Origin of the sequence: Mycobacterium sp. 852014-50255_SCH5639931 (genome assembly GCF_001665605.1) — a bacterium.
In the GTDB taxonomy this organism is placed as follows: Bacteria; Actinomycetota; Actinomycetes; order Mycobacteriales; family Mycobacteriaceae; genus Mycobacterium; species Mycobacterium paraffinicum.
Window position 1 is genome coordinate 353,265 of the sequence record NZ_LZSV01000016.1, and the last position, 24,119, is coordinate 377,383.

Annotated in this window: 25 protein-coding genes; 4 read left to right on the forward strand and 21 right to left on the reverse strand. The window is 67.6% G+C overall.

Annotation, left to right across the window (positions count from 1 at the left end; genetic code table 11):
* Nucleotides 1-29: 29 nt before the first annotated feature.
* The 6 genes from A5758_RS09430 to A5758_RS09455 all read right to left on the reverse strand — a co-directional run bounded on the left by A5758_RS09430 (nucleotide 30) and on the right by A5758_RS09455 (nucleotide 5,387).
* The gene (locus A5758_RS09430; RefSeq protein WP_067739293.1) at nucleotides 30-608 is read right to left on the reverse strand and encodes a DNA-3-methyladenine glycosylase I; all 579 of its coding nucleotides are present in this window, start codon (nucleotides 606-608) and stop codon (nucleotides 30-32) included.
* 2 nt (nucleotides 609-610) lie between these two features.
* The gene (locus A5758_RS09435; RefSeq protein ID WP_067739297.1) at nucleotides 611-958 is read right to left on the reverse strand and encodes a DivIVA domain-containing protein; all 348 of its coding nucleotides are present in this window, start codon (nucleotides 956-958) and stop codon (nucleotides 611-613) included.
* A 50-nt stretch (nucleotides 959-1,008) separates the two neighbouring features.
* Entirely contained in the window at nucleotides 1,009-2,013 is a 1,005-nt protein-coding gene (locus A5758_RS09440; protein WP_067739300.1) for a glucosyl-3-phosphoglycerate synthase, read from the reverse strand.
* The gene (gene folP / locus A5758_RS09445; RefSeq protein ID WP_067739303.1) at nucleotides 2,010-2,885 is read right to left on the reverse strand and encodes a dihydropteroate synthase; all 876 of its coding nucleotides are present in this window, start codon (nucleotides 2,883-2,885) and stop codon (nucleotides 2,010-2,012) included. Before folP ends, A5758_RS09440 begins: the two co-directional genes overlap by 4 nt.
* A gap of 85 nt (nucleotides 2,886-2,970) precedes the next feature.
* Nucleotides 2,971-4,755 (reverse strand): long-chain-acyl-CoA synthetase FadD6, encoded by a 1,785-nt coding sequence (fadD6, locus tag A5758_RS09450; protein ID WP_067739306.1) that lies wholly within the window; start codon nucleotides 4,753-4,755, stop codon nucleotides 2,971-2,973.
* 68 nt (nucleotides 4,756-4,823) lie between these two features.
* A complete protein-coding gene (locus tag A5758_RS09455; protein WP_067203734.1) occupies nucleotides 4,824-5,387 on the reverse strand; it encodes a TIGR00730 family Rossman fold protein in 564 nt (187 codons plus the stop codon).
* A gap of 60 nt (nucleotides 5,388-5,447) precedes the next feature.
* On the opposite strand from A5758_RS09455, the gene A5758_RS09460 reads away from it, so the two are divergent.
* Nucleotides 5,448-7,565, forward strand: coding sequence for an AAA family ATPase (locus A5758_RS09460; RefSeq protein WP_067739309.1), 2,118 nt, complete (start codon nucleotides 5,448-5,450; stop codon nucleotides 7,563-7,565).
* Here A5758_RS09460 and dapE read toward each other — a convergent pair.
* Nucleotides 7,562-8,626, reverse strand: coding sequence for a succinyl-diaminopimelate desuccinylase (dapE, locus tag A5758_RS09465; RefSeq protein ID WP_067739312.1), 1,065 nt, complete (start codon nucleotides 8,624-8,626; stop codon nucleotides 7,562-7,564). The genes A5758_RS09460 and dapE overlap by 4 nt on opposite strands.
* Before the next feature lie 36 nt (nucleotides 8,627-8,662).
* Here dapE and dapD point away from each other — a divergent pair, with 36 nt between their 5' ends.
* The gene (gene dapD, locus A5758_RS09470; protein ID WP_156622569.1) at nucleotides 8,663-9,616 is read left to right on the forward strand and encodes a 2,3,4,5-tetrahydropyridine-2,6-dicarboxylate N-succinyltransferase; all 954 of its coding nucleotides are present in this window, start codon (nucleotides 8,663-8,665) and stop codon (nucleotides 9,614-9,616) included.
* 6 nt (nucleotides 9,617-9,622) lie between these two features.
* Here the strand turns inward: dapD and A5758_RS09475 are convergent, their stop codons facing one another.
* From A5758_RS09475 to sigI, 6 genes are all read right to left on the reverse strand, one after another.
* Nucleotides 9,623-10,951 carry an MFS transporter gene (locus A5758_RS09475; RefSeq protein ID WP_082939627.1) on the reverse strand — a complete coding sequence of 443 codons (1,329 nt, stop codon included), beginning with the start codon at nucleotides 10,949-10,951 and terminating at the stop codon, nucleotides 9,623-9,625.
* Nucleotides 10,952-11,049: 98 nt separating this feature from the next.
* Nucleotides 11,050-12,459: an acyl-CoA synthetase gene (locus A5758_RS09480; protein ID WP_067739315.1), complete on the reverse strand. Its 1,410-nt coding sequence runs from the start codon at nucleotides 12,457-12,459 to the stop codon at nucleotides 11,050-11,052.
* Between the two features lie 28 nt (nucleotides 12,460-12,487).
* The gene (locus A5758_RS09485; protein ID WP_067203747.1) at nucleotides 12,488-13,396 is read right to left on the reverse strand and encodes an alpha/beta fold hydrolase; all 909 of its coding nucleotides are present in this window, start codon (nucleotides 13,394-13,396) and stop codon (nucleotides 12,488-12,490) included.
* A gap of 70 nt (nucleotides 13,397-13,466) precedes the next feature.
* Nucleotides 13,467-14,327: an alpha/beta fold hydrolase gene (locus tag A5758_RS09490; RefSeq protein WP_067739450.1), complete on the reverse strand. Its 861-nt coding sequence runs from the start codon at nucleotides 14,325-14,327 to the stop codon at nucleotides 13,467-13,469.
* 8 nt (nucleotides 14,328-14,335) lie between these two features.
* A complete protein-coding gene (locus A5758_RS09495; protein WP_197503821.1) occupies nucleotides 14,336-14,713 on the reverse strand; it encodes a nitroreductase family deazaflavin-dependent oxidoreductase in 378 nt (125 codons plus the stop codon).
* A 133-nt stretch (nucleotides 14,714-14,846) separates the two neighbouring features.
* Nucleotides 14,847-15,737 (reverse strand): RNA polymerase sigma factor SigI, encoded by an 891-nt coding sequence (sigI, locus tag A5758_RS09500; RefSeq protein WP_067739321.1) that lies wholly within the window; start codon nucleotides 15,735-15,737, stop codon nucleotides 14,847-14,849.
* A 118-nt stretch (nucleotides 15,738-15,855) separates the two neighbouring features.
* On the opposite strand from sigI, the gene A5758_RS09505 reads away from it, so the two are divergent.
* Nucleotides 15,856-16,398: a carboxymuconolactone decarboxylase family protein gene (locus tag A5758_RS09505; protein WP_067739324.1), complete on the forward strand. Its 543-nt coding sequence runs from the start codon at nucleotides 15,856-15,858 to the stop codon at nucleotides 16,396-16,398.
* Nucleotides 16,395-16,808 carry a glyoxalase/bleomycin resistance/extradiol dioxygenase family protein gene (locus A5758_RS09510; RefSeq protein ID WP_067203756.1) on the forward strand — a complete coding sequence of 138 codons (414 nt, stop codon included), beginning with the start codon at nucleotides 16,395-16,397 and terminating at the stop codon, nucleotides 16,806-16,808. Before A5758_RS09505 ends, A5758_RS09510 begins: the two co-directional genes overlap by 4 nt.
* Before the next feature lie 209 nt (nucleotides 16,809-17,017).
* Here A5758_RS09510 and A5758_RS09515 read toward each other — a convergent pair whose 3' ends face one another.
* The 8 genes from A5758_RS09515 to A5758_RS26225 all read right to left on the reverse strand — a co-directional run bounded on the left by A5758_RS09515 (nucleotide 17,018) and on the right by A5758_RS26225 (nucleotide 24,105).
* Nucleotides 17,018-17,776, reverse strand: coding sequence for an SDR family oxidoreductase (locus A5758_RS09515; RefSeq protein WP_067739452.1), 759 nt, complete (start codon nucleotides 17,774-17,776; stop codon nucleotides 17,018-17,020).
* Between the two features lie 122 nt (nucleotides 17,777-17,898).
* Nucleotides 17,899-18,429, reverse strand: coding sequence for a cupin domain-containing protein (locus tag A5758_RS09520; RefSeq protein ID WP_231987254.1), 531 nt, complete (start codon nucleotides 18,427-18,429; stop codon nucleotides 17,899-17,901).
* Between the two features lie 97 nt (nucleotides 18,430-18,526).
* Nucleotides 18,527-18,688: a hypothetical protein gene (locus A5758_RS25685; protein WP_156622560.1), complete on the reverse strand. Its 162-nt coding sequence runs from the start codon at nucleotides 18,686-18,688 to the stop codon at nucleotides 18,527-18,529.
* A 239-nt stretch (nucleotides 18,689-18,927) separates the two neighbouring features.
* A complete protein-coding gene (locus tag A5758_RS09525) occupies nucleotides 18,928-20,355 on the reverse strand; it encodes an MFS transporter (RefSeq protein ID WP_067739454.1) in 1,428 nt (475 codons plus the stop codon).
* A 304-nt stretch (nucleotides 20,356-20,659) separates the two neighbouring features.
* On the reverse strand, nucleotides 20,660-21,049 hold the full coding sequence (locus A5758_RS09530; protein WP_067739332.1) for a RidA family protein: 390 nt from the start codon (nucleotides 21,047-21,049) through the stop codon (nucleotides 20,660-20,662).
* Nucleotides 21,050-21,100: 51 nt separating this feature from the next.
* Entirely contained in the window at nucleotides 21,101-21,994 is an 894-nt protein-coding gene (locus A5758_RS09535) for an NADP-dependent oxidoreductase (protein ID WP_231987256.1), read from the reverse strand.
* Between the two features lie 96 nt (nucleotides 21,995-22,090).
* A complete protein-coding gene (locus A5758_RS09540) occupies nucleotides 22,091-23,596 on the reverse strand; it encodes an NAD(P)/FAD-dependent oxidoreductase (protein ID WP_067739338.1) in 1,506 nt (501 codons plus the stop codon).
* Nucleotides 23,593-24,105, reverse strand: a complete 513-nt coding sequence (locus A5758_RS26225) for a hypothetical protein (RefSeq protein WP_231987257.1) — start codon at nucleotides 24,103-24,105, stop codon at nucleotides 23,593-23,595. The genes A5758_RS09540 and A5758_RS26225 overlap by 4 nt, the downstream gene beginning before the upstream one ends.
* Between the last annotated feature and the right edge of the window lie 14 nt (nucleotides 24,106-24,119).

The window sequence follows — 24,119 nt, forward strand, 5'->3', positions numbered from 1 at the left end:
CCGCTGAACGCCGATCGCCCGGCCGCGTGTCACCGGGGGGAAGGCACCCAACAACCCCGGATATGGTCGTCGACCATGCCGGTCGCCTGCATCAGCGCATAGGCGGTGGTGGGCCCGACGAAGCGGAACCCGCGCCGCTTGAGCTCGCGCGCCATGGCCTTCGATTCCGGTGTGGCCGAGGGCACTTCGGAGCCATCCGCCGGCCTGGGGCGCGGTGCTGGCGCAAAAGACCACAGCAGCTCCGCGAGGTCCGCCGAGGTTCCCAGCTCGGCGGCGGCACGCGCGTTGGCGATGGTCGCGTCGATCTTGGCCCGGTTGCGCACGATTCCCGTGTCCGCCATCAACCGCTGCACGTCCGCATCGGTGTAGCCGGCGACCTGCTCGAAATCGAACCCCGCGAAGGCGCGCCGGAAGTTCTCCCGTTTGCGCAGGATGATCAGCCACGACAGCCCGCTCTGGAACGCCTCGAGGCTCATCCGCTCGAACAGCGCCATCCCGTCGTGCACCGGGCGGCCCCACTCCTGGTCGTGGTAGTCGCGGTACAACTCGAAATCAGGTCCGGGCCGAATGGCCGCCCAGCTGCACCGAACCAGCCCGTCATCGCTCACATCTAGTCCTGACGATCCAGGCCGTCCTCGAGTTCCACCGGTGGGGAATCGTCCTCTGCCGCCGCGGGGGCGGGCACCGCGGCGAGCTGGCCGCGCAGCGCCTCCAGCTCGCGGGCGAGCCGGTCCAGCACCCAGTCCACCTCGCTGGTCTTGTATCCGCGCAACGCCTGGGTGAACTTGACTGCGTCGACGTCCGCGCCGGTCACCCCGTAGGCGGGCAACACGGTCGCGGTCGTCCCCCGGGGCAGGGGCGGCAGCTGCTCACCGCGACCGAACAGCAGACTCGCCGCGCCGAACAGCACGATCGCCACCAGCACCAGCACCACCAGGTAAAGCAACACCAACGCCACGCCGTCGATACTGCCCTATGCCACCGACAGCGCGACCACGCAGCGCGGCTTTAGCGCGGCCTCAGGACCTTCATCGGCGGACGGTCCGCCAGCGACACCGGCGACGTGTGCTGCGTGTAGCTCTGACCATGGGGCCCCTCGGGGCCAACGGCGAAGAACTGCGTCAACCCGACCCCGGAATCGGGAATCCCGCAGCGCGAGAGCAGGGTCGCGATGACCTGGCGGCTCATCGCACCCAACTCGGCCAGCGGCCGGTTGCGGTGCGCGCGGACTCCCAAGTTGACCTGGGCGATGGCGCCCAAGCCCAACCGGTCGAACGTGTCCAGCAGCAGGCCGATCTCGACGCCGTAGCCCGGCGCGAACGGCACCGACGTCAGCAGTTCGCGGGTCGCCGCGTACTCCCCGCCGAGCGGCTGCAGGATGCAACCCAGCTCCGGCCGCAGCGCCGCGAGCAGCGGCCGGGCCACCAGCTCGGTGACCCGCCCACCGCCGGTGGCGCCCGCGGCGCCCCCGACGTCGCCGACCTGCAGCGGCCGCCGGTAGAAGCTTTTGACCAGGTGGACGCCGTCGCCCATGAGCAGCGGCCCGACCAGCCAGGGGACGAACATCGGGTTCGGGTTGATCAGGTCGGAGTCGACGAACACGACGATGTCACCGCTGGTGGCCGCCAGCGAGCGCCACAGCGCCTCCCCTTTTCCGGGCCGGGTCGGCACCTCGGGCAACGCCTGCTCACGGCTGACGACCCGGGCACCGGCGGCGACGGCGCGGATCTCCGTGTCGTCCGTCGAGCCGGAATCCAGCACGATCAGCTCGTCCACCAGCCCCCCAGAGCTGTTGACCAGGGGTGAGATGCTTTCCACCACCGATTCGATGGTTTCTTCTTCGTTGAGGGCCGGCAGCACCACCGAGATGGTTCGCCCCGCCTTCGCGGCCTCGAGCTCGGCGACCGTCCAGCTCGGACGGTTCCAGCTGCGATTGGACAGCCAGGTGTCGCCGGGCCGGGCGGCCAGCACCGCGTCGTCGGTGAGGTCGCCGACCAGGTCGGATGCCGTCATGCCAGTCCCCTCACCGTGCGCGCCGGCGGTCGTGACCCCTGGATGGAGGCCACCATTTCCAGCACCCTTCGGGTAGCGGCGACCTCGTGCACGCGAAACATGCGGGCACCGGTGGCGGCCGCCAGCGCGGTGGCCGCCAACGTTCCCTCGAGCCGCTCGGTCAATTCCACACCCAAAGTCTCCCCGACGAAGTCCTTGTTACTCAAAGCCATGAGCACAGGCCATCCGGTATTAACAAGTTCGCCCAGGTGGCGCAACAGCAGCAGCCCGTGGAAGGTGTTCTTGCCGAAGTCGTGGGCGGGGTCGATCAGCACCCGGTCGCGGGCCACCCCGCAGGCGACCGCGCGCTCCGCGGCGCCGGTGACCTGGCGAATAACGTCGTCGACCACGCCGCGCGTGGCGGTTCCGTAGCTCACCCGGAACGGTCGCGTGCGGGGCAGCGCCCCGCCGGTGTGCGAGCACACCAGGCCCGCACCGAACTCCGCGGCGACCTCGGCCAGGCCCGGGTCGATGCCGCCCCAGGTGTCGTTGATCAGATCCGCCCCGGCCGCGCAGGCCACCTTGGCCACCTCGGAGCGCCAGGTGTCGACGCTGATCAGCTGGTCCGGATAGGCGCCGCGCAGCCATTCGATGAACGGGACCAGACGGGCGAGCTCGGTTTCGGCATCGACCTCCTGGCCCGGGCCCGCCTTGACCCCGCCGACGTCGATGACGTCGGCGCCCTCGGCGATGGCGCGGTGCGCAGCGGCCCGGGCTGCCTCGTCGCTGAAGGCCGCACCCTTGTCGTAGAACGAGTCGGGGGTGCGGTTGACGATCGCCATGATCAGCGGGCGATCGCCGGCGACCGGACGGCCACACCAAGTGGATTGCACACGTCTATGGTGCCCGGTCACGGCGCCGGGTGCGGCCCGGGGATCGGGAGTGCGGCGCGCCGCACGGTCGTCGTCAACGGCAGCGTCAGCCCTGCGGGCGCTTCCCGTCGGCCACTTCGTCGGGGTATTCGTCGTAGTACGGCACGTAACCCTCGTCGCGGCCGGCCAGCACGTACAGCGGGTCCTTGATGTCGGACCCGTAGGCCTGTTCGCGCAACTCCACCTTGCGGCTCTTGAACGTCGTGGTGTGCTCCAGCGACTCGACCACCCGCACGAACAGCGGCAGCGCGTAGGCGGGCAGCTGGCCATACACGGCGCGGGCCAGCGACTTGCCGTCGAACTCCGCGCCGTCGCGCAGCTTGACCGCAGCCATGCCGGCGCGGCCGCCGGTGCGGGGGATCTCGACACCGAAAACGGTGCATTCCTCCACGGAATCGTCGGACGCCAGCGCCGCCTCCACCTGCGTGGTGGCGACGTTCTCCCCCTTCCACCGGAACGTGTCGCCGAGGCGGTCGACGAACGCGGCGTGCCCCATGCCCTGCGGGCTCATCACGTCACCGGAGTTGAACCACACGTCACCCTCACGGAACGCGTTGCGCACCAACTTCTTTTCGCTCGACTCCTTGTCGGTGTAGCCGTCGAACGGCTGCAGCCGGTTGACCCGGCTGAGCAGCAGGCCGGGCTCCCCGGCCGGCACCCGGCGCACCCGCCCGTTGTCGTCGCGTAACGGGGCTCCGGTGTCGGGGTCGTACTCCACGTAGGCCAACGGCATCGGGAAGACGCCGGTGGTCCGGGGCACGTTGAAGACGTTGATGAACGCGGTGTTGCCCTCGCTGGAGGCGTAGAACTCGCACACGCGGGCGATGTCGAACCGATTGGTGAACTCGTCCCAGATCTCGGGTCGCAGCCCGTTGCCGGCGATGACCCGCACCTGGTGCGCGCGGTCGGTGGCCTTGCGTGGTTGGTTGAGCAGGTACCGGCAGATCTCGCCGATGTAGATGAACGCCGTGGCGTCGGCGGCGATGACCTCGTCCCAGAACTTCGACGCCGAGAACGACTTGCCCAGCGCCAGCGTCGCCCCGGAGTTGATCACCGACGACAGCGCGACCGTCAGCGCGTTGTTGTGGTACAGCGGCAGGCAGCTGTAGAGCGTGTCGGAGCTCTTCAGCCGGAGCCCGATGCCGCCGAACGCCGCGAGCGCCTTCAGCCAGCGCAGGTGGGTCATCACGCTGGCCTTGGGGAATCCCGTTGTGCCCGAGGTGAAGATGTAGAACGCGGTGTCCCTGGCCTGCACGGCCGATACTGACGCCGGGTTGGTGGCCGGGGCGCTGGCGGCGAACCGTTCCAGGTCCTCCACGGTCATGGTCTCGGTATCGCCCGAGCCGCCGCACTCGGCCACCGCGCTGACCAGGTCCGTCTCCGCGACCAACACCTTGGCCTTGAGCAGGCCCAGGCTGTGGGCCAGCACCTCGCCGCGCTGGTGGTAGTTCAGCATGCCGGCGACCGCGCCGCACTTGACCGCGGCCAGCATGGTCAGCACCGCGTTGGGCGAGTTGCGCAGCATGATCGCGACGACGTCGCCGTGGCCGACACCGTGCGCCGCCAGCACCGCGGCGTACCTGTTCGCGGCGGCGTTGGCGTCGCGGTAGGTCAGCTGCTGGTCACCGAACCGCAAGAAGATCCGATCGCCGTAGCGGGCCGCGCGTTCCTGGAACACCGTTCCGATCGATTTCTTCGAGCCCGGCTGGGCCAGCAGCCCGGTCATCGCCCCGCGCATGATCACCGGCATGTCGGCCAGCAGGCCCGGCGCCCGAGATGCGATATCGGTCAGTTTGACCGCCGTGCGCGCTCCGCCGTCGTGATCGGACACGTCATCCCTCGTTTCCTGTAAGCAACTCGGCGGACAGCCTAGTAGGGATCACCAGATTGCCGGCGGGCTCAATCGGGCGCACACGCCTCCACGGCGGCGCTCACCTTGTCGACCAGCAGCAACCGGTCCATCGCCGGCTGTGAAATGTACCCGCTGTCGAGCAGTCCGCACAGCCAGAGCCACAGGCCTTCGTAATGCCCCAGGGGATCCAGCATGACGATGGGTTTGCGGTGCAGGCCGAGGTAGCCCGTGGTCCACGAGTCCAGCAACTCGTCGAGGGTGCCGACGCCACCGGGCAGCACGATGAACGCATCGGCGCGCTCTTCCATCACGTGTTTGCGCTCATGCATCGTCTCGGTGACGATCAGCTCGTCGGCTTCGGTGTCGGCGATCTCGACGCGCATCAGAACCTGCGGGATGACGCCGACGGTCCGGCCGCCGCGGGCGCGCGCCGCGGTGGCCACCGCGCCCATCGCCGACACCCGGCCGCCGCCCCACACCAGCGTCCAGCCGCGCTCGGCGATCGCCTCGCCGAGTTCGGCAGCGACCGCGAGCAATTCGGGATGCTCCGGACCAGACGCGCAGTACACACACACCGCCCAGTCGCCTGATGGCTCGCGTTCCGGGCGCATACAACGAAAGGTAGACCAGGCTTGCTGCGGGCCGCACACCGCGCGCAATAAAATCCGGCGATGCCGATTCGATGGAACGTTCCCCAGCACGCGTCGGCCCTGGAGCGGCTGGACGCGGCGCTGGCGGATGGGCGGGGTGCCGTCGTGCTGGGACCGGACGGCTGCGGCAAGTCCACGTTGGCCCGAATGGCCGCCGAAGGCTTCGGCCACCGGCACCCCGGCACGCGCATCCGCTGGGTCACCGGCACCCCGACCGAACGCGCGGTGCCGTTCGGCGCGTTCAGCCACCTGGTGCGGATCGCCGACCTCGGCAAACCGGCCGCGCTGTTGCGCGCGGCCCGGGCATCGCTGGACGGTGACGACCTGCTGCTGGTCGTCGACGACGCCCACGACCTGGACATCCTGTCGGTCACGCTGATCTACCAGCTCGCGCTGGCGGGCGCGGCCAGGATGATCGTCACCGGCCGCACCGACTCGGCTCCCGACGCCATCGCGGCGCTGTGGGCCGACGGGCTGCTCCCCCGGATCGACATCGAACCGCCGGGCGGGATGACCACACCGGCCGAGGTCGACGCGTTCCTCGCCGAAATGCCATCCGGGGCCCGGTCGGTGCTGGACTACCTCGCCGTCGCGGAGCCGCTGTCGCTCGCCGATCTGAGCGTCCTTACTGGCGCGGACGCGGTTGGCGAGGCGACGGATTGCGGGGCGGCGGAAACGCGGGCGCGCGGTGGAGCGTCGGACGACCCGGTCGTATACACGGCCCACCCGCTGTTTGCCGAGCGAGCGCGGGCCGCGCTCAGCGGCGACGGCGCCCGGCAACGACGCACCGAGCTGGTGCGGCTGCTGTCACAGCATCCGGCGGACCACCTCAGCGACCGGCTCCGGTTGGCGGCGCTGGCCCTGGACAGCGACGCCTCCCAGCCGACGGCCGAGGTGGTCGGCGCCGCGCAGCAGGCGCTGCGGCTGGGCGACCTGGCCCTCGGCGAACGGTTGGCCGCTTCGGCGCTGGAGCGCTCCGGCGGGTTGACGGCGCGGCTGGCGCTGGCACACGCGCTGGCGTGGCAGGGCCGCGGCCGCGAGGCCGACGCGGTGCTGGCCGGCGTGGACCCCACCGCGTTGACCGAAGCCGCGCTGATGGACTGGACGCTGTTGCGCGCGGCCAACCAGTTCTGGATGCTCAGCGAGCCCGAGCGGGCCACCGCGTTCTTGCGGACGATCCGCGGTCGCGTCTCGGATCCGGGCGCGCGCACCACGCTGGACGCGCTGAGCGCCACGTTCGCGATGAACGCCGGCAACGTCGGGCACGCCGTGAAGGTCGCGGACGAGGTGCTCGCCGCCCCGGACGCCGACGACCAGGCGGTGGCCTGGGCGGCCAGCGCGGCGGCGCTGTGCGCGGCGCGCCAGGGCCGCTTCGGCGACGTCGAGCCGCTGGCCCAGCGCGCGCTGGCCGCCGAACATCCCGGGTTGCTGCGCTTCACGATCGGACTGGGACAGACCACCGCGTTGTTGATGGCGGGCCGGCTCGACGGGGCCCGCGAACTCGCCCAGCAGTTCACCGATTTCGCCGAGTTGCAGCAGCCGGGCCGCGCGATCGGCGAGGTGCTGCTGGCCCACGTGCTGCTCGCCGACGGCGAATTCGCCCGAGCCGCAGCGCTACTCGGCCCGGCGGCCGCAACGTTGGAACGCACCGGCTATTCGTGGGGTCCGCTGTCGTTGACCCTGCTGGCCACCGCGCTGGCCCAGCAGGGCGATATCGCGGCCGCGGGGAAGGCGTTGGGCCGGGCCGAATCCCGGCACGGAACCAAGTCGGCGCTGTTCGCGCCGGAACTCGGTGTCGCGCGGGCATGGCGGCTCTCGTCGATGCGCGACGCGCACGGCGCGGTGGCGGCCGCCCGTGACGCCGCCCGGATGGCCGAGCGCGGCGGGCAACGGGCGGTGGCGGTGCGCGCCTGGCACGAGGCCGTGCGGCTCGGTGACATCCGAGCGGCGGATCCGCTGGCCCGGCTCGGTGACGAGATCGACTGCGCCGCCGGGCAGCTCGCGCTCTCCCACGCGCAGGCGCTGGCGGCCGGCGACGGCGCGGCGCTGCTGGCGGTGTCGGGCGACCTGGCGGAGGTGGGGATGCGCGCGGCGTCCGCCGACGCCGCCGCGCAGGCGCAGCGCTGCGGGGCCCGCTAACCGCCCAGGTAGCCGCGCAGCATCTCCACCGCGGCGGTGATGTTGGCGACCGGAACGCTCTCGTCGCGCGTGTGCGCGAGGTTGGGGTCGCCCGGCCCGAAGTTGACCGCCGGTATGCCCAACGCGGCGAAACGTGCGACGTCGGTCCACCCGTACTTCGCCCGGACCTGCCCCCCGGCCGCCTCGACCAGGGCCTTGGCCGCCGGCTGGGACAGCCCGGGCAGCGCGCCGGCGGCGGCGTCGGTCTGCTCGATCTGCACGTCGAGCCCGCCGAACACCTCGTGCACGTGCTCGAGCGCCGCGGCCACCGACCGGTCGGGGGCGAAGCGGAAGTTGACCGTGACCGCGGCCGCGTCGGGAATCACGTTGCCCGCCACGCCGCCGTTTATGCGCACCGCCGACAGGCCTTCGCGATATTTGCAACCGTCGATGTCCACGGTGCGGGCGGAGTATGCGGCCAGCCGATCCAGGACGGCCCCCAGCTTGTGAATAGCGTTGTCGCCCAACCATGGTCGTGCCGAGTGGGCGCGCGTGCCGGTGGCCGAGATCAGGACGCGCAGCGTCCCCTGGCAACCGGCTTCGATGTAGCCGCCGGTGGGTTCGCCCAGGATGGCCACGTCGGCGGACAGCCAGTCCGGCAGCTCGCGCTCGATGCGCCCCAAACCGTTTGCCGCCGCCTCGATTTCCTCGCAGTCATACATCACCAGCGTCAGGTCGTGAGCCGGCTCGGCGACGGTCGCGGCCAGATGAAGGAAGACCGCGTCACCCGACTTCATGTCCGCGGCGCCGCAGCCGTACAGGTCGCCGTTCGCGCGGCGGCTGGGCAGGTTGCCGGCGACCGGGACGGTGTCCAGGTGCCCCGCCAGCAGGACCCGCGACGGCCGCTGGTGCCGGGTGCGGGCGAGCACGGCGTTGCCGTTGCGAACGATCTCGAAGCCGGACGTCTGGGCGCGCAGGGCGGCCTCCACCTCGTCGGCCAGGCGCGCCTCGTCTCGCGATTCGCTGGGGATGTCGACCAACGCAGCGGTCAGCTCGATCGGATCCCCGCGCAAGTCCAGCACGGGTCCCAGGTTATCCGCTGCCGGGCGGCAAGTAACCTGACCGCCGTGACTGGAGCTGTAGGCATCGGGCTGGCGACGCTGGCCGCCGACGGATCGATCCTCGACACGTGGTTTCCCGCACCGGAACTGACCGAATCGGGCACCGGCGGCACGTCGCGGCTCGCCCTGTCGGACATCCCCCCGGAGCTGGTCGCTCTGGTCGGGCGGGACGACGACCGCGGCACCGAGAGCATCGCCGTGCGCACGGTGATCGGCTCGCTCGACGACGTGGCCGCCGACGCCTACGACGCCTACCTGCGGCTGCATCTGCTGTCGCATCGGTTGGTGGCGCCGCACGGGCTGAACGCCGGCGGCTTGTTCGGGGTATTGACCAATGTCGTGTGGACTAACCGCGGACCGTGCGCGATCGAAGGGTTCGAGGCGGTCCGGGCGCGGCTGCGCCGCCACGGACCCGTGACCGTCTACGGCATCGACAAGTTCCCGCGGATGGCCGACTACGTGGTGCCGACCGGAGTCCGCATTGCCGACGCCGACCGGGTGCGGCTGGGTGCCCACCTGGCGCCGGGCACCACGGTCATGCATGAGGGCTTCGTCAACTACAACGCCGGCACGCTGGGCGCGTCGATGGTCGAGGGCCGCATCTCCGCCGGCGTGGTGGTGGGTGACGGATCGGATGTCGGCGGCGGCGCCTCCATCATGGGCACCTTGTCCGGGGGCGGCACGGAAGTCATTTCGATCGGCAAGCGGTGCCTGCTCGGCGCCAACGCGGGGCTGGGCATCTCGCTGGGCGATGACTGCGTCGTCGAAGCGGGCCTGTACGTGACCGCGGGCACCAAGGTCGCCACGCCCGACGGCCAGGTGCTCAAAGCCCTGGAGCTGTCCGGCGGCAACAACCTGCTCTTCCGCCGCAATTCGGTCAGCGGCGCCGTCGAAGTGGTGCCGCGCGGTGGTCAGGGCATCGCCCTCAACGAGGACTTGCACGCCAACTGAGCGCAGCTATACGTCGGCGGCGACCTTCTCGGCGGCCGGGGCGGCGCGCAGCGCAGTTCCCATGGTTTCCGGCAGCAGATACACGGATACGAAACTGGCCACAACAAGGGTGGCCATCATGAGCCCGACCGCCCAGCTGCCGTAGGTGGCCAGCAGCGTGCCGGCGACCAGCGGCGGAACGGCGGCGCCGAGAATGCCGGCCAGGTTCATCGCCACCGCCGCTCCGCTGTAGCGGTAGCGGGTGGCGAAGAGTTCGGGAACGAACGCCGCCGTGGGCCCGTTGGCCACGGCCGCGGCCGCGAACATGCCCAGGACGGCGACCGCGTACAACACCGGCTTGCGGGTGTCCAGCAGCGGGATGACCGCGAACGCCCACGGCAGGCATGCCGCGAGCCCGAACAACATCACCCGGCGGCGGCCGACCCGGTCGGAGATCCACGCCGAGAACGACACGCACGCCATGCTGGTCAGCCCACCCAGTGCGCCGATGCCCCAGATGAAGCTCCGCGAATAGCCGAGATGGTTGTGGGCGTACATGACCAGGAAGGTGTTGCCCAGGTAGACGAAGCCCATGCCGCCGAGGAAGATGCCCGCGACGAGCACGATCTCGCGCCGCTGGGACCGCAACAGCTCCGCGAGCGGCGCCTTGGGCAGCTCGTTGCGGGCCTGCTCCTCCACGAACAGCGGGGTCTCGTCGATGTTCAGTCGTACGTAGAGGGCGATACCGATCAGCGCGCTGCTGATCAGGAAAGGCACCCGCCATCCCCAGTCCATGAACGCGGTGCTTTTCTCACCCATGGTGAGGTCGACGGCGAGAAAGGTCAGACTGGCCAGGATCCCGGCGGTGCCACCGCCCAACAGGGTGAACATGCCGTACCAGCCGCGTTTGCCGGACGGCGCGTACTCGGCACTGAGCAGAACCGACCCCGCCCATTCGCCGCCGACCGCGAATCCTTGCAGCAACCGCAGAACGATGAGAATCAACGGTGCCGCGATGCCGATCGACGCCGTGCTGGGAACCATGCCCACACTCACTGTCGAGGCGCCCATGATCAGCAAGGTGGCGACCAGCGTCTTCTTGCGGCCCAGCCGGTCCCCGAAATATCCGAAGACGGCCGCGCCCAACGGGCGGGACAGGAACGCCGTCGCGAACGTCGCCATCGAGGCGATGGTGGCCAGCGTCGGGCCGAGGCGCGGGAAGAACACGGTGGGAAACACCAAGGCGGCCGCGGTCCCGTAGATCAGGAAGTCGTAGAACTCGATGGCCGAGCCCACGAGACAGGCCGCCGCTATCCGCCGCATGGGAGTGGTGGCAGCGGTGCCCGGCTCACCCATGGGCGCCGCTCACGGTCCGGTTGCGTCGATACACGGTTACGACGGTAGGTGAAGCTTCACGGTCACGCTCTTCGCTGAAGCTGGCAACTTGCTGCGTGTCAGCCGTCGGCCAGCAGCTGCTTTTTGAGCACCTTGCCCATCGCGTTGCGGGGCAGCGTGTCGACGAGGCGGACCTCGCGAGGCCGTTTATGCATCGAAAGTTCTTGGGCGACGTGGTTGATCAGGTCGTCGGCGTTCAGGCCTTCCGCGCCGACGATGAACGCGACGATGCGCTGGCCCAGGTCCTGGTCCGGCATGCCGACGACCGCGGCCTCCCGCACCCCGGGATGCCCGAGCAGCGCCGTCTCGATTTCGCCGGCGCCGATCCGGTAGCCACCGGACTTGATCAGGTCGACCGACTCGCGGCCCACTATGCGGTGCATGCCCCCGCCGTCGATGACGGCGACATCGCCGGTGCGATACCAGCCGTCGGCGTCGAACGCCTCGGCGGTGGCCTCGGGGCGGTTCAGGTAACCGTCGAACATCATCGGACCCCGAACCTCAAGCTTGCCAACGGTTTCCCCGTCGTGCGGCACCTCGCCGCCGGTGTCGTCGAGCAGCCTGGTTTGCACGCCGGTGAGCGGTAGGCCCACCCATCCGGCGCGTCGCTCGCCATCCGCGCGGGTCGACAGCGTGATCAGCGATTCAGATGCGCCGTAGCGTTCGATGGGCTGGTGCCCGGTGAGCCGGGCCAGCCCCTCGAACACCGGAACCGGCAGCGGCGCGCTCCCGGAGACCAGCAGCCGCGCCGGGCGCAGCGCGCGGGCGGCGGCCTCGTCGGCCACCACCCTCGACCACACGGTCGGCACCCCGAAGTACAGCGTGCCCCCGGCGTGGGCGTAGCCCGCCGGCGTGGGCTTTCCGGTGTGCACGAAGCGATTTCCCACCCGCAGCGACCCGAGCAGTCCCAGCACCAGCCCGTGCACGTGGAACAGCGGCAGCCCGTGCACCAACACGTCGTCGGCCGTCCACTGCCACGCCTGCGCCAGGGCGTCGAGGTCGGCCGCGATCGCGCGGCGGCTCAGCACCACACCTTTGGGCAGGCCGGTGGTGCCGGAGGTGTAGATGATCATCGCGGTGGCGTCGGGTGATGGCTCGGGGTAGCGGTGCCAGGAGCGGGCGTGTAGCCGCACCGGGATGTGCGGCAGTCCCTCCAGCTCGTCCGGGACGGGGCCCAGCCAGGCCTGCACTCCCGAATCGGTGAGCATGTGCCGGCGTTCGGCCGCACCCACGTCGGCGGGCACCGGGACGAAGGGCACGCCGGCGATCAGGCACCCGGTCACCGCGAGCACCGTCGCCGCGCTGGGCGTGGCCAGTATCGCGACCCGGTTCGCGCCGCCCACTCGCTCGGCCACCGATGTGGCGGCGCCGACCAGGTCGCTACGACTCAAGACGGCCCCGTCGATGCGTACCGCGTCGGCGATGTCGGTGGCGGTGACCGCCGCGGGATTCAGGGACGCCAGCAGCACGTGAGCAGGCTACCCGGCGGCCACCGGGTCAGTCCCGCTCGTCCCAGATCTTCATCAGGGTGGACAGGATCTCCTCGCCGCGTCCGAGCCCGCCGAGGTGGCTCTCGCCCGGCAGCACGAACAGCTCGGCGTCGGGCAGCAACGACACGACGTGCTCACCGTGGGCGAACGGGACGATGTGGTCGCTGTCGCCATGCCACCAGCGCACCGGGACCTTGACCTCGTCGAGCCGGAATCCCCAGTCCTGGGTGAACAGGATGACGTCGTTGAACGGGGCCGCCAGTTGCTTGCGGCTGCCGTTGAGCAGGTCGTCGAGGAACATCGCGCCGAACTCGGGCCGGGTCAGCAGGCGCCGGTCGCCTTCGGGCGATATCGCGGCGTACAGATACAGCGCGGGATTGGCGACCGGACGGATCGCCCGGACCACCAGGCTCGCGCCGATCCGCAGCGGGTCACCGCCCAGCCGCAGCAGCGGCGCCACCCGCTTACCCAGGTTCATCAGGCCGCTGGTGATGCCCTCGTCGCCGAGGAAGGGCGCGACGCCGCCGAGCACGCCGGCCGCCACGACCCTTTCGTGCAGCACCGCGGCCGACGCGAGGGCGTAGGGGCCGCCCCCGGACAGGCCGATGACGGCCATGTCGTTGATGCCGAGCGTGTCCGCGATCGTCCGCAGGTCGTCGGCGAACGCCCGGATGTTCTCGTAGCGATGGGGTGTCGACGAACCGATGCCGGGCCGGTCCAGGCCGATCAGGCGGATGTTGTGCTGCTCGGCGTAGACCCGGGCCTCGACCGGGATCTGCCGGCGCGCGCCGGGGGTGCCGTGCAGCCAGAACATCGCGCGCCCCTGCGGGTCGCCGAACTCGGCGAAACCGATCTGGCGGTCGTCGCCGACGGCGACGTTTCCTTCGAGCTTGGGGCGGGCGATCGCGATGACCATGCCAGCAGCCTCGCATGTGACGAGCCGTTTACCAAAGGCTCACGGGTAAGGCGGCCGGCTAAGAATGCGGTCAGGGAACAAAGGACGTCAGCGCCGCGGCCACCAAATCCGGGTCGTCGCACATCGGAAAGTGGTTGCCGCGACGGACCTTCAATTGGCGCGCTGCGGGGAACAACGCCTTCCAACGCGGCTGAAAGCGCAGCGGGTCGTTTAATTGTCCGAAGACCGTCAGCACCCGCCGGTCGGCGAGGGCGCCCTGCAACGCGGTATCGACTTCTGCGTACAGTGCGGGCGCGCCTCTCGCGTCCCGGAAATAGGCGTGCCAGGCGCGGCGAGCCGACGCGTCGATGCCTGCCCGGAAGACCGTGCGATCCGCGCGGCCCCAGTGTCGGCCAACACCGAAGCTGGTCGACGTCAAGCGAGGGAGCACACCCGTGGCGGCGTCCAGTTCCCGGACGAGGGCACTCCCCATCGCGGCGAGCATGCCCCGAAAGACCGGACCCGTGGGCGTCCACGCGAAGCAGTTGACCGCCGCCAGGCCCGCCACTCGATCGGCGCGGCGCGCCGCAGCCAGGAGTCCGGCCGGGCCGCCCAAGTCGTGGGCGACCAGCGTGACGTCGCGCAATTGCAGTGCATCGATGACGGCGGTGACCGCGTCACCCGCTTCGGCAAGCGTCGGGGAAGACAGCCGATCGCTGAGCCCACAACCGGGCGCATCGACAGCGACACAACGAAAATCGTTTTGCAGGAGCAGCAATACATCACGCCACACGAAACTCCAGCTTCCGACGTGGACGAATAACAAGGTCGGGCCGCCGCCGATGTCGGTGACCGCAATGCGACCTCGGTCATGACTGAGCGCGTACGTCTCCCACGGCCACGCCGAGGACGGCAGCCAGTTTGGACGATCAAGTGTGGCAAGTGTTTTCATGATCTTCCTCATTCACTCGTTTGAATGCGCAGCAGCAAAAACTGCCGGACGCCCAGCAGCCTGAATCCGAATCGTTCGATGGCGTTAAACGCCTTGTGCACCAACTGTTTCGCGTCCACCGCTGCCACGAATTGGGGTTGCACAGCGAGGTAACGCCTGCCGCGTAGCTGCACGACACAGTGCCCGGCGGCCCGGACATTGCGCGCCCAGTCCGACCGGTTGCCGAATGACAAGGGCACCACGATCATGTCGCCCGCGACGGCGGCGCTCGTTGGGGTGGCGTAGAGCGTGCGGGATCGACGCCCGACGTGCTGGACCCGGGCCATCATCGGCAGGAAGCGTCGTCCCGCCATCGTGCCGACGAGCGGGTTGAGAACTTTGGTCAACGGCCTGATGATTAACCGGACCGTCCTCGAGGGTCCTACGGCAACGAATTGTCCGTTGCTGGTTTCCGGATTTGGTTGGCGTGCCGGCGTACTCATGTATAAGAGGACGAGAAGGCAGGTAACTATGTGACGCCTACCGAGCGCCACCGAGTTCGGCGCGTAAAGGGTCTAGCGTCGAATCCCGCACGAGGACATGGATTTTTACTACCTTGCCGTCCTCGATCGTCAGCGCCAGCAGGCCCGCAAGCCGGCGGTTGACGAAGGCCAGGATCGCCGGTTGATTGCACACCGGTTGCGCCACCAGGACGGTTTCGGCCCGGCCCCAGTAGCGCAGGATGTTGATGCCGACTTGGTGGGCGCCGATCACGACAGCTCCACTGCGTACATCGAGTTCACCGGAAACGTCGCGATCCAACAGAGCCATCAGCGCGTCGAGGTCACCGGTCGAGCATGCTTCGATAAATGCCCTGGTGATCGCGCGGTGCTGGGCCGGTTCCACCAGGTCGGAGCCCGACGAGCGGCCTGATTGAGACCTGTTGATCTTGCGCCGGGCCCGATGCGCGAGTTGCCGGCATGCGGGTGCGTGGCTTCCGACCGTGGCAGCGATCGTGTCGAAGGGCACTTGGAAGACGTCGTGCAATACGAACACCACCCGCTCTGCGGGACTGAGACGTTCGAGCATGATGAGCAGGGCCAGCCGGACCTCGTCGTCGAGGGTCACCCGATCGGCGGGATCGATGGCTGACAAATCGCTATCACGTTGCTGCTCAGCAATGTCTTGCGGGCGTTCGCGACGCGACGACGCCGACTTCATGTGATCCAGGCACAGCCGGCTTGTCACCACGATCAGCCAGCCACGCTCGTCCTTGATGCCACCCACCGGTGCCTGCAGCAGCCGGAAGAAGGCCTCCTGCACCACATCTTCGGCCGCCCCGACGTCGCCAAGCATCCGGAATGCGAGGTCCACCAGATAGGCGCGATTCGCCTTCCATGCACCGCTCACCCGGTCGTCATGAGCATCCATGAAGTCAAGGACGGAATGGACCGGCCGAATGTGACACCGCGACCCAGGGAGTCACATTTCGGGGCGCTGCGGCGTCCTTCCAATCACCCATCCACACCGATCAGATGAAGGTCAGTAAATGAGCCGGATACCAACCCACACCGTTGACGACGCGCCGCACGCCTCCCGCGGGCTGCTGGAACACGTGATCCAATTTTCACCGACCGGGCGCCCGCTGAATCTGCATGCGCAAATGGCGCACTCACCGGCGGTGTTCGTCGCCTACACATCGCTTCGTGCGGCGACCGCCGAACACGGCACTGTCGGCCCGCAGTTGTCCGCCGCTCTGATGCTCGCGGCGGGTAGCGCCATGGGCAATGACTACGTCGTCGGGATCACCAGCCGGCTCGCACAGTTGGCGGGATGGACCGACGAGCGGATCGCGGCTCTGCGGGCCGGAACCGCCACGGGCGACGACAAGGTCGATGCGATCGCCGCACTGGTCAGGGAGGCGGCCGCCAACCGCGGGAAGGTTGCCGATACCACGTGGCGCCACGCGCTCGATGCCGGCTGGAACGACGAACAACTCGCGGAGGCCTACGCGTACCTGGGTCTGGCCGTCTTTACCGCCTACTTCCTCAACTATGCGCAAACCGATCTCGACGTTCCGGTCGCGGTATGACGCCAGAGCCGCGGCTCGAACTGACGCAGGTGCGCTTCGTCTCGGCAGCGATCGAACCGATCGCCGCGTACTACGCGGCGCTGCTCGACGTCTCGGTGCCGTTCAATGAGCACTACCTCGAGATGCCGGCGGGACCGGCGTCGGTCGGATTTTCCCGATTCGGTTTCACCGAGGACCGCGCGTCGCGCGCCCTTGGCGAGGCCAACCTGGGGGCACACGACGGCGAGACCATTCTCGACTTCACAGCCGACGACGTCGACGTCGAATACTCGCGCATCGACACCATTGGCGTGACCTGGGTGATGGAGCCGACGACACAACCGTGGGGCAGAAGGTCGATGCTATTGCGCGACCCTTACGGCCATCTCATCAGCGTGTCGACCTCCACCGCAACAGATTTCACGCGTTGAGGAGCCGCTCGCCGATGACCCGCTCTGCTCGCAGGCGCGCGATCTCGTCCGCGGACAGGCCCAGCCCGCCCAGGATGTCGTCGTTGTGCTGGCGGGGCGGCGCGCTGGTGGCGGGGCGGTCCAGACATTGGAAACTTGGAGACCTGCCTGTTACGCAATCAAGAGCGGGCCTGGCGTGATCGGGATCATGCGCGTTCCAGAAAATTTCGCTAACTGCGACGGCTGGAGTGTGCGTCGATCCAGTCGGCGTATCGAGTGGTGAAGATGGTGGCGTTCTCGTCGGGTGCAAGGGTGTGATCGTCGATCACCGCGCCGAAGTACGGCGCCTGGGCGTCAGTCATGACCCGGCGTTGATCACCAATGGCGGCAAGGCCCGCGCGGACAAAGTCGTCCATCCCCATCGCTTCTGGCCCAGCGATCTCCGTTACTCCGTTGGTAGGGCGCCCGACAGCCGCGTTGGCCACCGCGGTGGCCACATCGTCGGCTGCAATGGGACGGAACAACGCGTGTGGCAGTCTCACAATGTCTCCGTCTGTCGCGGAATCGGCCAAGCCAACGGCAAATTCGTAGAACGGGGTTGCCCGCACGATCGAATAAGGCCTGCCGGAATCCTTGATCAGGTTTTCCTGAGCTGCTTTAGCGGTGTTGTAGCCGCTATCTGGCATGATCTGCGCGCCCACTACGGACAACGCGACATGGTGCTTGACTCCCGCTCCTTTCTCGGCGGAAAGAATATTGGTGGTCGCCGTCGTGAAGAAATGCATCACAGGCTCATCGTCGAACAACGGTGAATCGGCGACGTCGACCACGACATCCGCACCCGCGACCGCGTTGGCGAGTCCTTCACCAGTGAATGAATCGACACCTGATCGACGTGAGGCGGGGATCACGTCGTGTCCCTGCACGCTGAGCTTCGACGCTACCTTCGAGCCGATCAGCCCGCGCCCGCCAATGACTACGATCTTCATGATGAACCTTTCAGAGTTGCGTTTGACGTGTGACTTCGGCTGATTCAGCACCACCCACGGTGGCTAGCTCGTTTTCCGCCGACATTGTTGGGCATACAGGGATTCCGACGCACGGTTCATCATCAAATCGGTTCACCGGGGAACACCAAGTCGAAGCGTTTGCATAATTCGGGGACACTGTCGACGTCCATCTCCAGTCCGTACCGCGCACAGAGCGCATCTAGGGCCTCTGTCGATACCTTGTCTATACCGCCGAGGTCAGAAAGCTCGTCGAAGAACTGCTCAAATCCTGCGGGGGAAATAATCTCAAGGATGCGGGCAGGCTCATCGCCGGCGTTCCAGAACGTATGCCATTGGCCGCGTGGCTTGAAAATGAAATCGCCGGGTCCGCCGTAGAGCACCTCATCGCCAAGCAAAGCGCCGACGCGTCCCTCGATGATCCAGCTGTACTCGTCTTCGTTGTGGTGGCGATGAAGTGGTGCGGCGAGCGCTCGGGGTGACATCGGATGTTCGAGGACGGAGAAGCGCCCCTTCGCCTCAACCTTGTCGACGATGTGGCGGACACCGACCGTCCCGTTGAACACGAACTTACCGTCGGTGCGGCCGACAGACTTCGCTGGCGGGCCGCCTGGCCTCAAGATGTCGTTTGTCACTGCATCTCTCCTTCAGCTTTCTTTCCTTGCCGCGCGCTCGATTGTCGAGCGCGCCAAGAAGTTCCGTGCCGGTTTCCCGCCGGCGGACCCCATCGGCTTAGTTGCGACCGGCCATGAAGCCGCCGTCGACGTTGAGAACATCGGCGACCACAGCGCGATCCGTTAGCTCGGCGGCGACGCCCCAGGCATCGCCACCCCGGCTCGTCAGCTCAGCGACGGTGTCGCCGACAACAATGACCTTCCTGGCCTCAAGATGCATATGCGGTCCCTCCGTGGTTCTCCTGACGGCTCCGGGTGGACCGCCGTTCTTCGTATCGCAGACAGACGTAACGCCCTCGGGTCGGGCGCCCGCAAACGGGTGACACTCCCGCCGGGTTCTGGTCGTTCTGAGACTGCAGCCAGGCGGGGTGAGTTGTCATCACCCCACCTACCTATTCACCCGGATGAGTAGTACGCCGCCGTGAACCGAAGCGTGAATTGGGTCGGTCGGGTGAACGGTTACTGCGGCGGGGGCGGCTCGGTCGCGGCCGAGGGGCTGCTGGCCAGGGCGGGTTGCACACCGGGCCGGTCGCGACATAGCGCCGCGATGTCGCAGGGCACAGGTTGACACGCAGGGAGATTGGTTATCAACAGCGCGGCACACAACGCGCCCAGGGCGAATAGTGCCGCGCTCACCTCTAACACGTGGGCGAATCCGGTGGCGCTCGCCGCGCCAACGCTGATCAGGCCCAGGGACCCGATCGACATCAGCGCGGCCAAACGCGAGACGGCGTTGTTGATCGCCGACGCAATGCCGCTGTGTTCGGTCGGCACCGACGCCAGTGTCACCGACGTCAGCGGTGTGATCGTCACGACCAGCCCGATGGCCAGCACGGTCATTCCGGGGACCAGGTCGGTAATCGCGTGGAATCCACTAGGTTTCGGGCGGATCAGCAGCAGCCCGATCCCCGCCAAAGCGGGGCCGACTATCAGGAATGCACGTGGTCCGACCCGCGCGGCAATGCCGACATGGCGGGCGAACAGGAACGACAGCGCCGGGATCGGCAGGGTGGCCAGTCCAGCCGCGGTGGCTGAGTATCCGCCGATTTCTTGGGTGTAGAGGGCGACGGCCAGCGATCCCAGCGTCAACCCGCCGTAGGCGAACGCGGTGACGAAGTTGGCGGCAGCGAAGTTGCGAAAGGTGAACAACGGCAACGGAAGCATCGGAGACCTGCTGCGGTGCTGCCAACTCACGAAGCCGGCCAGTGCGGCGATCCCGATCACCGCCGGTGTGAAGACCGTCGGGACTGTCCAGCCGTCGCGTTGCGATTCGATTAACGCATATACGGTCGCGGCCAGCCCTACCGCCGATAAGCCCACCCCGGCGGTATCGACACGGGCGCCTTCGACCCGCCCCGACATCGGACACAGCCAGAACGTCAGTGCATACCCGACCGCCATGGGGATCGCTGACAACACGAAAATCCAACGCCAGCCCAAGAAATCGACGCACATTCCGCCCAGCAGCGGGCCCAACGCGAAGGCGGTTCCCGTCCACCCGGTCCAGACGCCGATCGCCGCGGACTGGCGTGCCTTGTCGAACACCGTGTTGATCAGCGCCAGCGAACCCGGCACGAGGAAAGCCGCACCCAGCCCCTGGATGAGGCGTGCGGTGACCAGCATCGCCGGTGAGGCGGCAGCCGCCGCCAGGACCGAGCCCACCCCGAACGCCAAGAGCCCGAACCTCATCACCGGAACGCGTCCGAACAAATCCGAAATGGACCCGCCGGGCAGAATCGCGGCGGCCGTTGCCAACAGGTAGCCATCGATGATCCATTGCTGCACCGCCAGGCCACCGCCGAGGTCGTGCTCGATGGCCGGCAAAGCCAGGTTGATTACCGTGGAGTCGAGGAACGCGACCATTGACACCATTACCGCAACCAGCATCGCACGGCTGGTCGGTGCCGCGTCGCGCAGCGTCACTGCCGCCACCGTTCGGCAAGTGGCGATGACTGGTCGTCCGACCCGTTGTGTGCGTTAGTCATTGGCTTGGTCACCACCGGTCGAAATGCGCCACGTCGTCGAACGGAATCCGTTTGGCGCGGCGGAAGGTCGTGCCGGTGCAGTAGGCGGTGGGAATGGTCGTCGCGTGATAGACGTTGTCGGGCAGGCCGAGGGATGGCCCGCATCTCGTCGTCGGCCATTACGGTCACCCCGGTCCACATGGTTCCCAAGCCCCCGAGGTAGTCGCTCATGCCGGCAGGATGGCGGTGACTTCGACTTCCACGCGGATGTTGGGCCACACCAACCCGTCGATGATGCTGAACATGGCAGCGGGTTCGTGGCGGATGATCTCTTTGCTCACGGCCAGGTAGGCGGACGCGTTGTCACGGCTGGTGACCCATTGGCGCATGTAGACGATGTCGGTGAGCTCGGCGCCGGCCTTACTGAGCGCCATTTCGACATTGGCCCAGCACTGCCGGGCTTCGTCGGCGAAGTCCTCGGGCAGAGTGCCGTCTTCGCGCACCCCGGGCGTTCCGGAGACGAAAATCTGCGTGCCGCCGCCGGATACGGCGACAGCGTCGGCGTATTGGCCGATGTGATCGGCCACTCCGGTGCGGATCCGGGTAATGGTGGTCATCTCGAGACTCCTTGGTAGTGTGAGGTTTTTCGGTGTGTGATGGCATCTTCGTCAGGTGTCTGTCTTGATGACCACTCCGTTGGGCTCGTGGCCTGCGACGACTTGTGCGAGGGCGTAGGCGGCCTGATCCAGGCTGCAGGAACGCGGGGTCGGCATGCTCAGCCGATGAGAGGCGAGTAGCGCGGTCAGGCGGTCGAGTTGAGCGCCGTCGGAACGGACGTAAACCGCGGTCACGCCGATGCCACGGGTGGATGCGGGCGGGTCGGGAGTGATGGTGGCCAGTCGGCCGCCGTCGGCAAGTGCGGTCATCGCCGCAGCGGTACCGCTGGGGGCTGCGTTAGCGACAGCGTTGATGCGGCCCTTCGTCGACGCCCTTGCCTGTTGTGGCCACATCCGATCGCGGTAGTCGATTACTTCGCGAGCGCCATACCCCCGGACTCGGTCGGCGCTCCGCGGGCTGGCGGTGGCGAGCACGTCGACGCCGCGCAGGGCAGCCAGCTGGACAATGAGTCCGCCGGTGATCCCGCCGGCGCCGTGAACGAGCAACGTTTCTCCAGCGTGAAGGGACAACGCCTCGCCGACCACCTGCTCGGCGGTCAACGCCGGCACCGGAAAGATCGCTGCGGTCTCCCACGAAATCCCTTGCGGTTTGCGGGCGAGCGATCCTACGGCTGCGATCACAAAGGGCGCCCACGCGCCTTGGTCGCGCAGCGGCACCGGGTGACACAGCACCTCATCACCCACACTGAATCCGTTCGGGTAGGCACCAACGGCCTTGATGACCCCGGCGGCCTCGACACCGAGCGCCAGTGGAGGGCTGATGCCGACATCCCAGCCGCCGGTGCGAATGATGTCGTCCCAGTTGCCAACTCCCGCACTACGAACCTCGATGAGGACCTCGTCGGCTGCCAACGGCCGCGGTTCGTCCACTTCGATCGTCTCCACTTCGCCACCGAAAGCGCGAACCCCCGCTGCGAGCATGGTCACAGTGAGACGACCAGCCAGGCGCAAATCATCGTGGTTCCCCTCAAGAATCGTTGTCTAACCAGACTGATAAACAAGGTGATTCGCTTGTCCGTTGTCGTCCTGTGTTCTCTGCCCCCCGTTTTCCGGTAAAGGGACAAGTTCGGATTCTTGGTCGAGTAGCAGATCCCAGACCTGATTGACCGTCGGATGTGGCGCGACAGCATGGCGCAGGAGACTGACTGGAATCTTCGCGACAATAGCCAGGGTGGCTGCTTGCACTAGTTCGGAGAACTCCGGGCCGACAAATGTCGCCCCGAGCAGTGTGTTCGTCTCGGCGTCAATGACCAACTTCGCCCATCCCTGGAAACCATCCCGGAAAAGGGCCAGGAATGACAGTGTGCCGGGGTAACGGGCCGTTCGCGTCCGCACCACGAATCCTTCTGCTAGAGCTTGACTTTCCGACCGCCCCGCTCTGACGACTTGAGGCTCGGTGAAGATAACCTGTGCAAGGCTGCCCGCATCGCGGGCGGCCAATTCGTTCTCCCGGAGTTCTCGCCCCGCGGCCCGCGCCGCGATGATCTCGGCCACGAGATGGCCGTGGTAGGTGGAGATATGCGACAACCGAGCACGCCCGGTGGTATCGCCCAAGGCGTACAGCCAGTCGCCTACGACGCCGACCGCCTGAAGATGGTCGTTAACAGAAACGAACCCGCCGCTCGGCAGGCCAAGGGTTTCCAGTCCGATGTCGTCGGTGTTGGTGCGCCGTCCGGCGGCCAGGACGACCTCGTCTACCTCGATGGCCTGGCCGTCGAAAGTTGCGGTGACGGGCCCGCCCGCCACGGGGCGGGATACCGCCGACAACTCCGTGTCAAAGTGGATCGTGACGCCTTTGCTTCGCAGTGACTGCGCGACCAAGTCACGGGCTTCGGGTTCGCAGCCGGGAAGCAGAGCGTTCCCGCGTGCCAGAAGTGTTACCGCCGAGCCCAAACCGGTGAGGATGGTCGCGAACTCCACACCGACGGGGCCGCCACCCACCACCAGCGCGCGGGGTGGCACCTCCGTCATGGTCGTCAAGTCCCGATTGGTCCACGGGCGTGCTTGCGCCAACCCAGGTATCTCCGGCACGTTAGGACGTGTGCCGGTGGCCACAACGACCGCGTGGCGTGCCTCCAAAACGGCTTGGGTCTTATCGGCACACGTCACCCGCACTGTTCGCTCGCCGCTCAACCGGCCGAACCCTTGAAACACTGCTACACCCGCTTGCCGCAGTGATGCTGTTCGGTCTTGGTCCGAGAGGTGCTCGATGATCGCGTCGCGTTTGGCGAAGACGGCCGCAATGTCCAGTCCTTCTTCCGAAACGACTTCTCGCACACCAGGGACGGCCTTCGCTAGATTGAACACCTCGATCGGACGAAGCAGTGTTTTGCTCGGGTTGCAGCCCCAGTAATGGCACTCCCCCGCGACCAGACGATCCTCGATGAGCGCTACCGCAAAGCCTGCCGACGCGAGCTTCCGCACGGCGGCCACGCCGCCGACCCCGCCGCCTACGACGACCACGTCGAAGTCTTTGCCGGCCTTCATCTACCGTCACCCCCGATGACCGCTACGGGAGCCTGTATTGGCTTGCGACGGTTGCGAGTGTCCGGACTGGAGGAGGCGCCAGGGGTGTGTGGTGCAGGCGGCGGTGTTGTGCCAGGTATCGCGTAGGCCGCGGCTGCGCTTGCTGCGGAGAACACACTGTAGCTAAGCGGTGATTCTATACCGAGGGATACAGCCATCGCGGTTCCAAATATTATGAGCACCAAGCAAGTCGCCATGCCGACGAGTTTTGGCCGCCAGCCGGCCAGGAGCAAGACCGCCAGGGTCGCTTCGGTGGCGGTGGCAGCCCACACAATGACGGTCAAGAGCCATCCAGAAGCAAACGGAACAAGCTGGTGGGCATAGTCGGCGAAAGCTCCCATGCTCCCCCAGCTACCCTGCCCAAACGGCTTCCACCAACCGAATCGGTCGGCAACAGCGGACAGAAAGGCCGCCGCGAGCGACAATCGTAGGGCTATCCGGACAACCCGGCTCGAATCACGCGTGTGCATGGGCTGCTCCAGCT

Excerpts from the sequence above, each read along its gene's own strand:
- A5758_RS09440 (WP_067739300.1), bottom strand. The coding sequence starts at position 2,013 with ATGACGGCATCCGACCTGGTCGGCGACCTCACCGACGACGCGGTGCTG.
- A5758_RS09455 (WP_067203734.1), bottom strand. The coding sequence starts at position 5,387 with ATGCGCCCGGAACGCGAGCCATCAGGCGACTGGGCGGTGTGTGTGTAC.
- A5758_RS09460 (WP_067739309.1), top strand. The coding sequence starts at position 5,448 with ATGCCGATTCGATGGAACGTTCCCCAGCACGCGTCGGCCCTGGAGCGG.
- A5758_RS09475 (WP_082939627.1), bottom strand. The coding sequence starts at position 10,951 with ATGGGTGAGCCGGGCACCGCTGCCACCACTCCCATGCGGCGGATAGCG.
- A5758_RS09485 (WP_067203747.1), bottom strand. The coding sequence starts at position 13,396 with ATGGTCATCGCGATCGCCCGCCCCAAGCTCGAAGGAAACGTCGCCGTC.
- A5758_RS09490 (WP_067739450.1), bottom strand. The coding sequence starts at position 14,327 with ATGAAAACACTTGCCACACTTGATCGTCCAAACTGGCTGCCGTCCTCG.
- sigI (WP_067739321.1), bottom strand. The coding sequence starts at position 15,737 with ATGGATGCTCATGACGACCGGGTGAGCGGTGCATGGAAGGCGAATCGC.
- A5758_RS09505 (WP_067739324.1), top strand. The coding sequence starts at position 15,856 with ATGAGCCGGATACCAACCCACACCGTTGACGACGCGCCGCACGCCTCC.
- A5758_RS09510 (WP_067203756.1), top strand. The coding sequence starts at position 16,395 with ATGACGCCAGAGCCGCGGCTCGAACTGACGCAGGTGCGCTTCGTCTCG.
- A5758_RS09515 (WP_067739452.1), bottom strand. The coding sequence starts at position 17,776 with ATGAAGATCGTAGTCATTGGCGGGCGCGGGCTGATCGGCTCGAAGGTA.
- A5758_RS25685 (WP_156622560.1), bottom strand. The coding sequence starts at position 18,688 with ATGCATCTTGAGGCCAGGAAGGTCATTGTTGTCGGCGACACCGTCGCT.
- A5758_RS09525 (WP_067739454.1), bottom strand. The coding sequence starts at position 20,355 with ATGCTGGTTGCGGTAATGGTGTCAATGGTCGCGTTCCTCGACTCCACG.
- A5758_RS09530 (WP_067739332.1), bottom strand. The coding sequence starts at position 21,049 with ATGACCACCATTACCCGGATCCGCACCGGAGTGGCCGATCACATCGGC.
- A5758_RS09540 (WP_067739338.1), bottom strand. The coding sequence starts at position 23,596 with ATGAAGGCCGGCAAAGACTTCGACGTGGTCGTCGTAGGCGGCGGGGTC.
- A5758_RS26225 (WP_231987257.1), bottom strand. The coding sequence starts at position 24,105 with ATGCACACGCGTGATTCGAGCCGGGTTGTCCGGATAGCCCTACGATTG.